General features: G+C 71.8%; 13 protein-coding genes. 2 read left to right on the plus strand and 11 right to left on the minus strand.

Annotated elements, in window-relative coordinates; all coding sequences use genetic code 11:
- Window positions 1-97 precede the first annotated feature (97 nt).
- On the plus strand, window positions 98-1024 hold the full coding sequence (locus tag ABTY40_RS23520; protein WP_352061332.1) for a hypothetical protein: 927 nt from the start codon (window positions 98-100) through the stop codon (window positions 1022-1024).
- Window positions 1021-1968: an ADP-ribosylglycohydrolase family protein gene (locus ABTY40_RS23525; protein WP_352061333.1), complete on the plus strand. Its 948-nt coding sequence runs from the start codon at window positions 1021-1023 to the stop codon at window positions 1966-1968. Before ABTY40_RS23520 ends, ABTY40_RS23525 begins: the two co-directional genes overlap by 4 nt.
- Before the next feature lie 7 nt (window positions 1969-1975).
- Here ABTY40_RS23525 and ABTY40_RS23530 read toward each other — a convergent pair whose 3' ends face one another.
- From ABTY40_RS23530 to pafA, 11 genes are all read right to left on the minus strand, one after another.
- Entirely contained in the window at window positions 1976-3361 is a 1386-nt protein-coding gene (locus tag ABTY40_RS23530; RefSeq protein ID WP_352061334.1) for a cytochrome P450, read from the minus strand.
- Between the two features lie 239 nt (window positions 3362-3600).
- Window positions 3601-6429, minus strand: a complete 2829-nt coding sequence (locus ABTY40_RS23535) for a DEAD/DEAH box helicase (protein WP_309056270.1) — start codon at window positions 6427-6429, stop codon at window positions 3601-3603.
- A 168-nt stretch (window positions 6430-6597) separates the two neighbouring features.
- The gene (gene tatC, locus ABTY40_RS23540) at window positions 6598-7545 is read right to left on the minus strand and encodes a twin-arginine translocase subunit TatC (protein ID WP_502990653.1); all 948 of its coding nucleotides are present in this window, start codon (window positions 7543-7545) and stop codon (window positions 6598-6600) included.
- 60 nt (window positions 7546-7605) lie between these two features.
- Window positions 7606-7893 (minus strand): Sec-independent protein translocase subunit TatA, encoded by a 288-nt coding sequence (gene tatA, locus ABTY40_RS23545; RefSeq protein WP_352061335.1) that lies wholly within the window; start codon window positions 7891-7893, stop codon window positions 7606-7608.
- 186 nt (window positions 7894-8079) lie between these two features.
- Window positions 8080-8277 carry a hypothetical protein gene (locus ABTY40_RS23550; RefSeq protein ID WP_352061336.1) on the minus strand — a complete coding sequence of 66 codons (198 nt, stop codon included), beginning with the start codon at window positions 8275-8277 and terminating at the stop codon, window positions 8080-8082.
- Window positions 8278-8307: 30 nt separating this feature from the next.
- The gene (locus tag ABTY40_RS23555; protein WP_345282417.1) at window positions 8308-8574 is read right to left on the minus strand and encodes a CpXC domain-containing protein; all 267 of its coding nucleotides are present in this window, start codon (window positions 8572-8574) and stop codon (window positions 8308-8310) included.
- 234 nt (window positions 8575-8808) lie between these two features.
- A complete protein-coding gene (locus tag ABTY40_RS23560) occupies window positions 8809-9762 on the minus strand; it encodes a helix-turn-helix transcriptional regulator (RefSeq protein ID WP_345282419.1) in 954 nt (317 codons plus the stop codon).
- A 16-nt stretch (window positions 9763-9778) separates the two neighbouring features.
- Window positions 9779-10735 carry a helix-turn-helix transcriptional regulator gene (locus ABTY40_RS23565; protein ID WP_352061337.1) on the minus strand — a complete coding sequence of 319 codons (957 nt, stop codon included), beginning with the start codon at window positions 10733-10735 and terminating at the stop codon, window positions 9779-9781.
- A gap of 143 nt (window positions 10736-10878) precedes the next feature.
- Window positions 10879-11259 (minus strand): FKBP-type peptidyl-prolyl cis-trans isomerase, encoded by a 381-nt coding sequence (locus ABTY40_RS23570; RefSeq protein WP_352061338.1) that lies wholly within the window; start codon window positions 11257-11259, stop codon window positions 10879-10881.
- Between the two features lie 93 nt (window positions 11260-11352).
- The gene (locus ABTY40_RS23575) at window positions 11353-12291 is read right to left on the minus strand and encodes an FKBP-type peptidyl-prolyl cis-trans isomerase (protein WP_352061339.1); all 939 of its coding nucleotides are present in this window, start codon (window positions 12289-12291) and stop codon (window positions 11353-11355) included.
- Window positions 12292-12463: 172 nt separating this feature from the next.
- Window positions 12464-13825, minus strand: a complete 1362-nt coding sequence (gene pafA, locus ABTY40_RS23580) for a Pup--protein ligase (RefSeq protein ID WP_345282427.1) — start codon at window positions 13823-13825, stop codon at window positions 12464-12466.
- Window positions 13826-13851 lie beyond the last annotated feature (26 nt).

Genomic DNA, 13851 nt, shown 5'->3' on the forward strand with positions numbered 1-13851 from the left:
AGTGCCACTATCTATTACTTGGGGGATCCGTATGTCCTCGTACCTGCCCGTGGCCGATCGCCGTCTCCATCGGCCCCTCCTGTGGTTCGCCGGAACGATGGCCGTGTTCGCCCTCGTCTGCGTCGGCGGGCTCGTCCTCGACGACCGGACACTCGTGGGCGCGCCGATCTGGTCCAAACCGCTGAAATTCGCGGTCTCGTTCATCGCCTACGCCCTCTCCCTCGCCTGGATGCTGTCGCTGCTGCCGCCCACCGCCCGGCGGGCAGGCCGGTGGGCGGGCACCGTCATCACCGTGGCCGGTGCGGTGGAGATGGTCCTCATCACCCTCCAGGTGGTACGGGGCACCCAAAGCCACTTCAATCAGGCGACGCCCTTCGACGCCGCCGTCTTCCGGATCATGGGCCTGACGGTCGTCGTGCTCTGGGTGGCCGCCCTGGTCGTCGCCGTGCTGCTGCTGCGCGCCCGGATGCTCGACCGCGCCACCGCATGGGCCGTCCGCCTCTCCTCCTTCCTCGCCCTCGCGGGCGCCGCCATCGGCTTCCTGATGGTGCGGCCGACCCCGGAGCAGCGGGCGGCCGAGAACCCGCCCGTCGTCGGCGCCCACAGCGTCGGCGTCCCGGACGGCGGCCCCTCCATGCCGGTGACCGGGTGGGCGACGACCGGCGGCGACCTGCGCGTCGCCCACTTCTTCGGGATGCACGCGCTTCAGCTGCTCCCCCTCCTGCTGCTCGTCCTCACCGTGCTCGCCCCCCGCTTCGGCCGGCTCGCCGACGAACGGATCCGGCTGCGGCTGGTCGTGACCGCAGCCGGGGCGTACACGGCGGTCTTCGCCCTGTTGACCTGGCAGGCACTGCGCGGTCAGCCCCTGCTGGAACCGGACGGCCTCACCCTCGCCACCGCCGGGGTGATCCTCCTGGCCGCCGTGGCCGGTTCCGTCCTCTCCCTCCGCTCTCCCGCGCGGTCCCTGCCCGCACCGCCCGCCCCCGACCCGGGCCCGGCGGGGTCTGCCAGGATGCGTTCATGACCTTCCTCGACCGGGCCGTCGGCGCCGTTCTCGGTGCGGCCGTCGGTGACGCTCTGGGCGCCCCCTTCGAGTTCGGGCCCCCGGGGGCGTACCGTGCCCGCTTTCCCGACGGCATCGGAGAGCCGTGCGGTGGCGGCGGCTGGGATCCGGGGGAGGCGACGGACGACACACAGATGGCCGTTCTGGTCGGTGAGTCCCTTCTCGAACGTGCCGGACTGGATCCGCCGGACCTGTTCGGCCGGTTCCGGCGGTGGGCTGCGGCCGACCCCAAGGACATCGGCCTGCAGACCGAGCGGGTGCTCCTCGGCCACGAGCCGTGGGACCGGGCCGCGGCGCTCGACTTCCAGGTGGAGGGGTGGGCGGCAGGCAACGGCTCGCTGATGCGGGCCTCGACCTCCGCCGTGTACTTCGCTCCGGAGGGCCGGGCGGCGACCATGGACGCGGCCCGGCGGATCGCCGCCCTCACCCACGGCGACCCGGCGACCTGGGAGGGCACGGCGCTCCTGCACGAACTGGTACGCGTGGCACTCCTCGGCGGTGACCCCCTCGGCGCCCTGCCCCACGCGCTCGCCGAGGTCGCCCCCGCCCAGCGCGAACGCTGGGCGGCCGTCCTCGCGCCCGACTGGTCACCGGCGGACGCCACCGAGTTCAACGGAGCCGTCTGGCCCTGCCTCGGCTCCGCCGTGTGGGCGCTGCGCACCACCCACGGCTTCGTGGAGGCCCTGACGGCCGCCGTCGACCTGGGCGGGGACACCGACACCGTGGCCGCCGTCACGGGCACCCTGGCGGGCGCGGTGTACGGGGCAGGGGCGATCCCGTCCTCCTGGACCGACCCCCTTCACGTCCCGCTGCCCGGCTTCGGCGGACGCGTGCTCCGCGTGGACGGGTTGCGCGCCCTTGCCACGGCGCTCGCCTCCGCCCACCCGGCGGCCCCTGCCCCTTGAGGTCCGGTCAGGTCCTCGTCCGCACCGTGGCGATCACCTCGCGGTCCGGCTGGAGGGTCAGGCTCGGGACCGGGCGTATCTCGTCGGCGGCCACGTCCACCTGGTGACGGCGGGCCAGGACCGCCAGGACGAGGACTGCTTCGACCAGGGCGAAGCGCGTGCCGAGGCAGACCCGGGGGCCGCCACCGAACGGGAACCAGGCGTACTCGGGGATCCGTTCGGCGGGCTCGCCGTCCTCGTCGGTGAGCCAGCGCTCGGGACGGAACGCTTCCGCGTCGCCGTACCAGCGGGGGTCGCGGTGGGTGGCCCACTGGCTGGACCAGACGCGGGTTCCGGCCGGGACGGGGGTGCCGCCGAGGGTGGCGCCCTCCTTGGCGATGCCGGTGATCAGCCAGACCGTCGGGTAGAGCCGGAGCGTCTCCTTCACCACCGCCTGCGTGTACGGCAGGGAGGCGTAGTCGTCGTGTCCGGGCTCGTGGTCCGCGAGGACCCGGTCCAGCTCCTCGGTGAGGGCGGCGCGGACCCGGGGGTTGCGGGAGAGGAGGTACCAGGCCCAGACGAGGGTGGAGCTGGTGGTCTCGTGTCCGCCGATGTACAGGGTGACGGTCTCGTCGCGGATCTCCCGGTCGGAGAGGGGGGCGCCGGTCTCGTCCCGGGCGGCGAGGAGCCGGCTGAGCAGGTCGGGCCGGTCGGTGTCACCGGCCCGGTGGCGGGCGACCACCCGGGACACCTCGGCGTCGATGACGGCGGTGGCCCGCTTGACGCGGGCGCGCCCGGGGGTGGGCACCCAGTCGGGCAGCAGGGCGCCGATGCCGCTGAATTCGGCGCCGATCTCCTTCTGGGCGATGTCCATGGCCCGGCCGATGGCCTCGGTGTCGGCGGCCGTGTCCACGCCGAAGATGGTGCGGACGGCGATGAGCTGGGTGAGTGCCGCCATCTCCTTCTTGATGTCGACGCGCTGCCCGTCCGTCCACCGGTCGGCGAGGGCGACGGCGCATTCGCTCATCGTCGCCGCGTACGAACGGACCTGCTTGGGGCGGACGGAGGGCTGGACGAGGGAGCGTCTGCGCCGCCAGTCGGCGCCCTTGGCGACGACCACGCCGTTGCCGAGGAGGGTGCGGAAGGCGATGCCGAGGTCGGGCTGGTCGAAGGTCCGCTCGACCTCCGTGAGGAGTTCCCCGATGGTGTCCGGGTCGGCGACGAAGAGGGCGGGCCGGCGCCCGAAGCGCCAGCGGACCATGTCTCCGCGGGCCCGGAGCTGTTCGAAGAAGGCGAGGGGGTTCTTGCCGAAGGCGGGCAGGTTCCCGAGGAGCGGCACGCCGCGCGGACCCTCGGTGATGGTCGCGGTCGGCTGCGCGCGTGTCCCGGTGCCGGGACCTGTCTGCGTGGTCACGTACGTCCCCTCCCCAACTGACGGTGCCCTGTGCGTGTGTGCGAGTCCATGCAAGCCGACCGCCCGCCCCCGCGCCAGCCCTGTGGACAACCGCCTGTGGACGAACGACCGGCGCCAACACTCCGCCCGCGCGGTCCCGTTAACGGCGAAGGGCCCCGGCGCGACAACGCGCCGGGGCCCTTCCCCTCGACCGGGCCGGTACCGTCCCGGTCCCTGTCCCACCCGTGTCGGACAGCCCGTCAGCTCACCGAGCTGTAGGCGACGACCCCGCGCAGCAGCCCCTCGACGGCCTTCCGCGCGTTCTTGGAGACGGTGCTGTTCTCCGCCGGCGCGGCCGCCGCGATCTGGCCGAGGACGTCGATGACCTGCTTGCACCAGCGGACGAAGTCACCGGCCGGCATCCCGGCCTCCCGCAGCACCTCGTCGAGGCTCTTGTCGGAGGCCCACTGGTAGGCCGCCCAGGCGAAGCCGAGATCGGGCTCACGCTGTCCGACGCCCTCCGCCTGGTTGATCCTGAACTCCTCCTCCAGGGCGTCGAGACGGCCCCAGATGCGGACCATCTCGCCGAGGGCGGCCTTCGCGTTCCCGGTGGGCAGCTTGGGTGCGACGGCGTCGTCGGCCTGGCGCGACTCGTACACCAGGGCCGAGACGCAGGCGGCGAGTTCGGCCGGCTTGAGGCCCTCCCAGACCCGTTCGCGCAGGCATTCGCTCGCCAGCAGGTCCAGTTCGCCGTAGAGGCGGGCGAGCCGCTTGCCGTGCTCGGTCACCTCGTCGCCGCGCAGGTAGTCGAGTTCGGTGAGGAGCGCGACGATCCGGTCGAAGGTGCGGGCGATGGTGTTCGTCCGGCCCTCGATGCGCCGCTCCAGCTGCCGGGTGTCGCGCTGCAGCCGGTGGAAGCGCTCGGCCCAGCGGGCGTGGTCCTCGCGCTCGTCGCAGCCGTGGCAGGGGTGGGCGCGGATCTCGGTGCGCAGCCGGGCGATCTCGCGATCGTCCGCGGCCGCGGCGCGCTGTCTGCGGTGCCGCTCGGGGTTGAGGTGTGCGGCCTTGGTGCGCAGGGCCGAGGCGAGGTCGCGGCGGGACTGCGGTGAGCGCGGGTTGAAGGACTTGGGGATCCGCATGCGCTCCAGGGCTTCCACCGGGACGGGGAAGTCGATGGAGGCGAGCCTCTTGACCTGCCGCTCGGCGGTGAGGACCAGCGGGCGCGGCCCGTCGTGGTACTCGAGGCCCCGGTGGCCGTTGGTGCGCCCGGCGGGGATGCCCGGGTCGAGGACCAGCGCGAGGCCCGCGAACTTGCCGGTGGGGACGTGGATGACGTCTCCGGGCTTGAGCTTCTCCAGCGAGGCGGCGGCCTGGGCCCGGCGCTGGGCGGCGCCCTGCTTGGCCAGTTCGGTCTCGCGGTCCTTCAGCTCGCGGCGGAGCCGCGCGTACTCCTCGAAATCACCGAGGTGGCACGTCATGCCCTCCCGGTAGCCGGCGAGCCCCTCCTCGTTCTTCTGGACCTGGCGGGAGATGCCCACCACGGAGCGGTCCGCCTGGAACTGGGCGAAGGAGGTCTCCAGGAGCTCGCGCGAGCGGTGCCGGCCGAACTGGTCGACCAGGTTGACCGCCATGTTGTACGAGGGCTTGAAGCTGGAGCGCAGGGGGTAGGTGCGCGTGCCGGCGAGGCCGGCGAGGTGGCCCGGGTCGAGGCCGCGCTGCCAGAGCACGACCGCGTGACCCTCGACGTCGATGCCGCGGCGGCCGGCGCGTCCGGTGAGCTGGGTGTACTCGCCGGGGGTGATGTCGGCGTGCTGCTCGCCGTTCCACTTGACGAGCTTCTCCAGGACGACGGAGCGGGCGGGCATGTTGATGCCGAGGGCGAGGGTCTCGGTGGCGAAGACGGCCTTGACGAGACCGCGTACGAAGAGTTCCTCGACGATCTCCTTGAAGGTCGGGAGCATGCCGGCGTGGTGGGCGGCGATGCCCCGCTCCAGGCCTTCGAGCCATTCGTAGTAGCCGAGGACGTGGAGGTCCTCGGTGGGGATCGACGCGGTCCGCTCCTCGACGATCTCGCGGACGCGGCGGCGGGCCTCGTCGTCGTTGAGGCGCAGTCCGGCGTAGAGGCACTGCTGGACGGCGGCCTCGCAGCCGGCGCGGCTGAAGATGAAGGTGATGGCGGGCAGCAGGCCCTCGGCGTCGAGGCGCTCGATGACCTCGGGGCGGCCGGGGGTCCAGATGCGGGAGCGCTGGCGGCGCTCGCGCTCGCGGTCGGCCTCCCGGACCATCTTGCCGCGGCGCCGGTCGCGCGGGTTGTACGTGCGCGTGTTCTCGGTGCGGGCGAGGCGGAGGAGGTCGGGGTTGACCTCGCGGCGGGCGGCGCCGCGGCCGCCGTGGTCGGTCTCCTCCTCGAAGAGGTCGTACATCCGGCGGCCGGCCAGGACGTGCTGCCACAGGGGTACGGGGCGGCTCTCGGAGACGATGACCTCGGTGTCGCCCCGGACCGTGTCCAGCCAGTCGCCGAACTCCTCCGCGTTGGAGACGGTCGCCGAGAGGGAGACGAGGGTCACCGACTCGGGGAGGTGGATGATCACTTCCTCCCAGACGGCTCCCCGGAACCGGTCGGAGAGGTAGTGGACCTCGTCCATCACCACGTAACCGAGGCCGGAGAGGGCCTGGGACCCCGCGTACAGCATGTTGCGGAGGACTTCGGTGGTCATGACGACGATGGGGGCGTCGCCGTTGACGCTGTTGTCACCGGTCAGCAGGCCGACCTTCGCGTTGCCGTACCGCTTGACGAGATCGGCGTACTTCTGGTTCGACAGCGCCTTGATGGGGGTCGTGTAGAAGCACTTGCGGCCCTGGGTCAGGGCGAGGTGGACGGCGAACTCGCCGACGATGGTCTTGCCGGAGCCCGTGGGGGCGGCGACGAGCACGCCCTTGCCCGCCTCGAGCGCCTGGCAGGCCTCGATCTGGAAGGGGTCCAGACCGAACTCGTACATCTCGCGGAAGGGGGCCAGCGCCGTGGCCTGCTCGGCGTTGCGGGCGCGAGCGGCCGCGTACGCCTCGGCTGGTGTGAGGTCCTCTGTCATCTTGTTCTCGAGCCTACCCGCCCCCTCCGACACTGACGCGATCTTTATCCCGGGGGATGCGGCCCGTGAGCGAGCGGGCACGGTGGGTGCGACGGCCGGGGGCGGGGATGTCGCCGCTCATGGAAAGGTCCCCCCGGACGGAGTCCGGGGGGACCTTGCGAGCGCGGCTCAGGTGATGTCGTCGTATCCGCCGGGGCGCTGGGCTCCGCGCGCCTCGGGCTCGGAGGCCGCCTGCTCCGGCAGGGCGGGGACCGTGGTGACGGGTTCGACGGCGCCGACCGCCTCGGGGGTGAGGTCGAGCACCGAGGCCTGGTCGTCGTCCAGTTCCGCGTCGGGGTTGTTGCGCCGGCGCCGCCGGTCGTTCAGGAGCGAGAAGGCGACGGCCCCGAAATAGAGGACGGTGATGGGCCCGGCGAGGGCGATCATGCCGACGGGGTCGGTGGTGGGGGTGATGACGGCGCCGAAGACGAAGACGCCCATGATCACGCCGCGCCACCAGCCGGCCATGCGGCGGCCGGTGAGGACACCGGTCAGGTTGAGCATCACCAGGATGAGCGGGAGCTCGAAGGCGAGGCCGAAGACGAGCACCATGCGCAGGGTGAAGTCGAGGACGTCACCGAGCGAGAGGATGTTCGCGGAGCCGCTGGGCGTGAGGCTGATGAGGACCTTCACGCTGATGGGGAGGATGAGGTACGCGAGGTAGGCGCCCGCGCTGAACAGCGGGACGGCGGCGCCGACGAAGGCGTACGTGTACTTCTTCTCGTTCCTGTGCAGTCCGGGCGCGACGAAGGCCCACAGCTGGTACAGCCAGATGGGACTGGCCACGACGAGGCCCACCGTCAGGGACAGCTGGATCGTCGTGCTGAAGGGGGCCATCAGCGTGTTGAAGGAGACGATCGCGCAGTTGCCGCCGTCACTGGTGACGCCCGGTGCGCAGGTGGGCACCGATTTCGTCAGGAACTGCATCAGCTCCTCGCTGTACACGAGGGCAACGACCGTCACCGCCGCGACGGCCAGGAGGCCTTTCGCCAGGCGGTTGCGGAGTTCACGCAGGTGTTCCACGAGGGGCATGCGGCCCTCGGGATCCCTCTCCTGCTTGCGGGCAGACTTGAGCAACCCACGTCCTCATCTCGTGCGGCAGGCCGCCGCCCGGTGCGGCGGCCGCGGCGGACCGGGTCAGCGCTTGGTGGTGTCCGAGGGCTCCGTCACGGGACGCGAGCTGGTCACGTCACCAGGAGCGGCCTGGATGGTACGCGGCGCGGGCTGCGGGTCCTGGGCTCCGGGGTGCGGCGGGTCGGCGGGCGCGCTCTGCTGTTCCTCGGACTTCATCGCCTTGGCCTCGCTCTTGAGGATGCGGGCCGACTTGCCCAGGGAGCGGGCCATGTCCGGGAGCTTCTTGGCGCCGAACAGCAGGATGATGACGACGAGGATGAGGATGATCTCGGTGGGGCCGAGCCTACCCATAGCTGTTTACCTTCTTCACCGAGGCGACATGGACGTGCGGTGCCCGGCGGGTCGGACGGGGTCCGGCCACCGCGCTGTCTGCGATCGTAACCCGCACGAGTAAACGCGGGGCAATGCCCGTGCATACGCGCGATTGCGTCCGCCGTGGAGCGCCGGCGGGGTCTTCCCGCAGCGTACGGCTCCGACTCAGCGCAGGGCCTCGCCTGTTCGGGCCAGGTCGGTGGCGGCGTCCTCGAGTTCCTCGGCGGCCTGCTGGATGCGCTGTGTGGTGCGGGCCACTTGACGGCCGAGGCGCTGGACCTCCACGAAGACCTTGATCCCGAGGATGCCGAGGACGGCGAGGCCGAGGAAACCGAGGGCGATGGCGAGCATGGGCCAGAACATGTGCTGAGCCTAGACCGTCGTCGGCCGCGTTCAGGCGGTGGTGCGGGGCGTGGTGTGGAGGCGGAGGGTGCGGACGCCCCCGCCGGTGAGCAGTTCCACGATCCGTTCGCCGGCGGGCTTGCGGACGGCGCTGCCGCAGGCGGGGCAGGTGAAGGAGTAGAAGGTGGTGCGGCGGCTGGCGCCGATGGCGAGGCGCAGGGCGGAGGGGGAGAGTTCGAAGCGGGAGCGGCAGTCGGGGCAGGCCGCCTTGAAGAGGACGGGGGCCGTCGGCGCCATCAGGCCGGACATCACGGACATTCAGCTCATCTCCCTCGGCTGCCGCATCTCTCTGGGCCGACGCGTCCCGCTCGGCCCGTCTCCTCGCGGGCGAAGCGTCGCGTCCGGCCCCCATGTCCCTGGTGGCCGGCGGCCGTGTTCCTCGCGTCCGGCGCGCTCGCCCGGGGACACGCGCTCCGGCGCGTCCCTGACGGCACGTCGGTGCCGGCGCCGCCGGGGCCCGCGGTGTCACCCGACCAGGGCCCCGGCGGGGCCTCAGATCCCGTCGTACGCTGCGAGCGCCGCCGCGGCCGCCTCCCGGGCGCTGTCGGCGAGCGCCGCCGGGGCGACGATCCGCCCGTCACTGCCCAGGCGCAGGCCGAGCCGGCGCAGCGAGGCCGGGTCGGGCGTGCGCAGGGTGATCCGCAGCCCGCCGTCGGGCAGCTCCTCGGCCTTGTCGTGCGGGTAGTACTCGGCGACCCAGCGGCCGCCGGGACCGACCTCGACCACGACCTCCGGGTCGTCCGCCGACGGCTGGACCAGTCCCTCCGAGAGGTCCCGCAGCTCCAGCTCGGGCGGCGCGGCGTGCTCGTCGAGGATCCGGATCTCCGCGACCCGGTCCAGGCGGAACGTCCGGCGCGCCTCGGAGAGGCGGCACCAGGCCTCCATGTAGGTGTGCCCGACGGCGAACAGCCGGATCGGGTCCACCTCCCGCTCGGTGAGTTCGTCGCGAGCGGGCGAGTAGTACCGGAGCCAGAGCCGCTTGCGCTCGGAGATGGCCCGGTCGACCTCGGCGAAGACACCGCCCTCGGACTCGAAGGTGACGGAGAGCCGGGAGCTGGCGCCCGCCGCCTCGCCGGCCGCCGCCTCCAGCTTGGCGGTGGCGCGCAGCAGTGCCTCCCGGTCGCTCTCGCGCAGCCCGGGGAGGGTGGCCACGGCCCGGGCCGCGACGAGCAGCGCGGTGGCCTCGTCGGCGGCGAGCCGCAGCGGGGCGGCCACGTCGTCCGGGTTGTGCCACCAGATGCGGTCGCCGTCGGTGTCGATGTCGAGCAGGTCACCGCCGCGGAAGCTGGTGCCGCACATGGGCAGCACGTCCAGGTCCGAGATCAGCTCGTCCTCGGTGATCCCGAAGGCCCGCGCCACGTCGGCGACGTGCGCCCCCGGGCGCTCGCGGAGGTAGGTGACGAGGGACAGCATCCGCCTCGTCTGGTCGATCGCGTTGGCCGCCATGCGGTACGCCTCCCCTTCAGCCCTTGGCCACGGCGCGCAGCCGGTCCACCACATCGGCCCGCAGATCGGCGGGTTCCAGTACGACGACGTCCGGGCCGAACTCGACGAGCCAGGCGTCGAGGCCGTGCCCGTACGGGATCTCCAGCTCGTCCCAGCCGTCCGCGCCCTCGCGCACGGACTGGGCGCGGGCCCGCAGCGGGTAGCCGCAGCCGGCCCGGAGCCGGATGCGCGCGGAGCGGGTGGCGGTCTCCCCCGCCCAGCTCTCCACGGTCTCCCGGACCGTGACGACGTCGGGGACGGGCGCGGTGAAGGCGCCGGCGCGGGAGCGGACCTTGCCGGTGATCCGGGACAGACGGAAGACGCGCTCGGCCCCGCGGTCCCGGTCCCACCCGGCCAGGTACCAGTGTCCGCGCCAGCATTCGAGGGTCCAGGGCTCGACCTGGCGGGTCTCGGGGCGGGCGGAGTTGGCCTTGCGGTAGTCGAAGACGACGGGCCGGCGGTCGCGGCAGGCGAGCATGAGGGGTTCGAAGGCCGCCTCGTGGACGGGGATGCGCGGTTCGAGGGCGCTGGGCTGCGCCTCGTACGTGTCGTCGGCCTCGGGCATGCCGGCGGCCCGGAGTTTCTGGAGGGCCCCGCTGGCGGCGCCCGCGAGACGGGCCTGCTGCCACACCTTGGCGGCGAGGCCGAGCGCGGCGGCCTCCTCGGCGTCCAGGGTGATGGGCGGCAGGCGGTTGGAGTCGCGGCGGGCCAGGTAGCCGGTCTCGCCGTCGAGGTTCTCGACCGTCTCGATCACCAGGCCGAGCTCGCGCAGGTCGTCCTTGTCCCGCTCGAACATGCGGTTGAAGGCCTCGTCGCCGGCGGCTTCCAGGTAGGCCTCGATGGAGCCCCGGAGCTCACGCTTGCTCAGCGGGCGGCGCGTCCCGAGCAGGCACAGCGCCAGATTCATCAGCCGCTCGGCCTTGGCAATCGCCATCGACGCCCTGCACCCACTTCCCCGGTCTTCCGTTCTCGGACGTCCGACCGTACCGCCCCGGGGTGTCCGGGCAAAAGCCGAGGGCCCCCGCCTCGGGAAGCGGGGGCCCTCGGGCGACCGGAACCGGTCACGCGGTGCGCGGGTCAGCGCTTGGTGACGGCCACGAGGTCGCAGACGAAGATCAGCGTCTCGCCGGGGCCGATCTTGCCGCCGGCGCCGCGGTCGCCGTACGCGAGGTGCGCGGGGATGACGAGCTGGCGGCGGCCGCCGACCTTCATGCCCTGCACGCCCTGGTCCCAGCCCTGGATGACCTGGCCGACGCCGAGCTGGAACTCGAGCGGGGTGCCACGGTTCCAGGAGGCGTCGAACTCCTCGCCGGAGTCGAAGGACACACCCACGTAGTGGACCTTGACCAGGTCGCGGGCCTCGGCGACCTCGCCGTCGCCCTCCCAGATGTCCTTGATCTCCAGATCGGCCGGCGGCTCGCCGCCCGGGAAGTCGACCTCGGGCTTCTCGATGCTCACTGCAGTGTGCTCCTCAACTGATGGATCGCGCGCACGGTGACCCGCGCGACCCGGACAACCTACCCTGCGGGTGCCCCGCTGGCGGGGACCCCGCTACTGCTTGGCCAGGATGTCCACGGTGAAGACCAGGGTCGACTTCGCGGGGATCGGACCCTGCGCCTGGTCGCCGTAGCCGTCGGCGGGCGGGACGACGAGCAGCACGCGGCTGCCGACCTTCTTGCCCTCCAGGCCCTTGCTCCAGCCCGGGATCACGCCGGCCAGCTGGAAGGTGGCCGGAACGCCGCCACGGGCGTAGGAGCTGTCGAACTCCTTGCCGTCCTTCCACAGGACGCCCTTGTACTGGACGGTCAGGGTGTCGGTGGACTTGACCGCCTCGCCCTTGCCCTCGATCACGTAGTTCGAGACGAGCTTGGCGGGCTCGTCCGTCTTGGGAACGGTCAGCGAGGGAGCCTTGCCGTCCGTGTTCGTGCCGACCTTGGGCAGGTCCTTGTTCTCCTGGGCGACCTCGGTGCCGGAGGCGGCCTTGGGGATCGTGGTCGCCTTGAGGATGTCCACGACGAAGACGAGGGTGGCGTTGGGCTTGATGTCACCCTGGCCCTGGGCGCCGTAGCCGAGCTCCGGCGGGATGCCGATCTCGACGCGGCTGCCGACCTTCTGGCCCTCCAGGCCCTGGTCCCAGCCCTTGATGACCTGGCCGGCGCCGAGCGTGAGGTCGAAGGGGCGGCCGCGGTCGAAGCTGTTGTCGAAGGGGGTGGTGGAGTCCCAGGCCTGGCCCAGGTAGTTCACCTGGAGCGCGTCGCCCTTCTTCGTGACCGCGCCCTTGCCCTCGCTGACGACGTTGACCTTGAGTTCCTTCGGCGGGTCACCCTCGCCCTTGGCGAGGGTCGGCTTCTCCCCGAACTTCGCGCCCGCGGTGATCGCGGGCAGTCCGTTGGTCATCGCGGCGGTTTCGGAGCCCTTTTCCTCCGTGCCGCAGGCGGCTGTCGAGAGCAGCAGCAGCGGGACGGCGAGAAGGCCGGCAAGTCGGCGCACGTGTTCCTCAGATCTCAGACGGCACTGTAGTTGTCCCGACACTCTAGGGGACCTCGCTGTGACGTCGAAGGGCCCCGCACACCAGAGGTGCGGGGCCCTCGCGCTGTCGTACGACCGCCGTGGCCGCGTACGACTCCACGCGGCCGGCGGCGGCCTCGTACGGCCGGCGGTCCTACATTCCGGCGATCAGCTTCTCGACCCGGTCGTCGACGGAGCGGAACGGGTCCTTGCACAGGACCGTCCGCTGCGCCTGGTCGTTCAGCTTGAGGTGCACCCAGTCGACGGTGAAGTCCCGCCGCTGCTCCTGGGCCCGCCGGATGAAGTCGCCGCGGAGCCGGGCGCGGGTGGTCTGCGGGGGCACCGACTTGCCCTCGAAGATCTTCAGGTCGTTGCAGATCCGGGCCGCCTGGCCGTTCTTCTGCAGCAGGTAGTACAGGCCGCGGCGGCGGTGGATGTCGTGGTAGGCGAGGTCTATCTGCGCGACCCTCGGGTTCGACATGGTCATGTTGTGCTTGGCCCGGTACCGCTCGATGAGCTTGTACTTCATGACCCAGTCGATCTCGGTCTCGATGCGGTCCAGCCGCTCGGACTCGATCGCGTCGAGGGCCCGGCCCCACAGCTCCAGGACCTGGGCGATCGTGCCGGAGCGGATGCCGCGCCGGTCGACGAAGTCGGAGGCCTTGTCGAAGTACTCCCGCTGGACCTCCAGGGCGGAGGCCTCGCGGCCGCTGGCCAGCCGGACCTTGCGCTGGCCGGTGATGTCGTGGCTGACCTCGCGGATGGCCCGGATGGGGTTCTCCAGGGTCAGGTCGCGCATCACGGTGCCGGCCTCGATCATGCGGAGCACGAGGTCGGTGGCGCCGACCTTGAGCAGCATGGTCGTCTCGGACATGTTGGAGTCGCCGACGATCACGTGGAGGCGGCGGTAGCGCTCGGCGTCGGCGTGCGGCTCGTCGCGGGTGTTGATGATGGGCCGCGAGCGGGTGGTCGCGGAGCTGACGCCCTCCCAGATGTGCTCGGCGCGCTGGGAGACGCAGTAGACGGCGCCGCGCGGGGTCTGGAGGACCTTGCCCGCGCCGCAGATGAGCTGGCGCGTGACGAGGAAGGGAATGAGGATGTCCGCGAGCCGGGAGAACTCTCCGTGCCGGGCGACGAGATAGTTCTCGTGGCAGCCGTAGGAGTTTCCAGCCGAATCGGTGTTGTTCTTGAAGAGATAGACGTCGCCCGCGATTCCCTCCTCGTGCAGGCGGCGTTCGGCGTCGACGAGCAGGCCCTCGAGAATGCGCTCGCCGGCCTTGTCGTGGGTGACCAGTTCGGTCACGTTGTCGCATTCCGGTGTGGCGTATTCCGGATGCGAACCCACGTCGAGGTACAGGCGGGCGCCGTTCCGCAGGAAGACATTGCTGCTGCGGCCCCATGACACGACACGGCGGAAGAGGTAGCGCGCCACTTCGTCAGGTGACAGTCGGCGCTGTCCCCTGAACGTGCACGTGACGCCGTACTCGTTCTCCAGCCCGAAAATGCGGCGGTCCATGTCTGAACATTACGCCTGAGGGCGTG

The sequence above is a fragment of the Streptomyces sp. NPDC126503 genome (assembly GCF_040302405.1).
GTDB lineage: Bacteria > Actinomycetota > Actinomycetes > Streptomycetales > Streptomycetaceae > Streptomyces > Streptomyces gulbargensis.

Excerpts from the sequence above, each read along its gene's own strand:
- tatA (WP_352061335.1), bottom strand. The coding sequence starts at position 7,893 with ATGGGTAGGCTCGGCCCCACCGAGATCATCCTCATCCTCGTCGTCATC.
- ABTY40_RS23520 (WP_352061332.1), top strand. The coding sequence starts at position 98 with ATGGCCGTGTTCGCCCTCGTCTGCGTCGGCGGGCTCGTCCTCGACGAC.
- ABTY40_RS23525 (WP_352061333.1), top strand. The coding sequence starts at position 1,021 with ATGACCTTCCTCGACCGGGCCGTCGGCGCCGTTCTCGGTGCGGCCGTC.
- ABTY40_RS23555 (WP_345282417.1), bottom strand. The coding sequence starts at position 8,574 with ATGTCCGTGATGTCCGGCCTGATGGCGCCGACGGCCCCCGTCCTCTTC.
- ABTY40_RS23535 (WP_309056270.1), bottom strand. The coding sequence starts at position 6,429 with ATGACAGAGGACCTCACACCAGCCGAGGCGTACGCGGCCGCTCGCGCC.
- ABTY40_RS23565 (WP_352061337.1), bottom strand. The coding sequence starts at position 10,735 with ATGGCGATTGCCAAGGCCGAGCGGCTGATGAATCTGGCGCTGTGCCTG.
- pafA (WP_345282427.1), bottom strand. The coding sequence starts at position 13,825 with ATGGACCGCCGCATTTTCGGGCTGGAGAACGAGTACGGCGTCACGTGC.
- ABTY40_RS23560 (WP_345282419.1), bottom strand. The coding sequence starts at position 9,762 with ATGGCGGCCAACGCGATCGACCAGACGAGGCGGATGCTGTCCCTCGTC.
- ABTY40_RS23550 (WP_352061336.1), bottom strand. The coding sequence starts at position 8,277 with ATGTTCTGGCCCATGCTCGCCATCGCCCTCGGTTTCCTCGGCCTCGCC.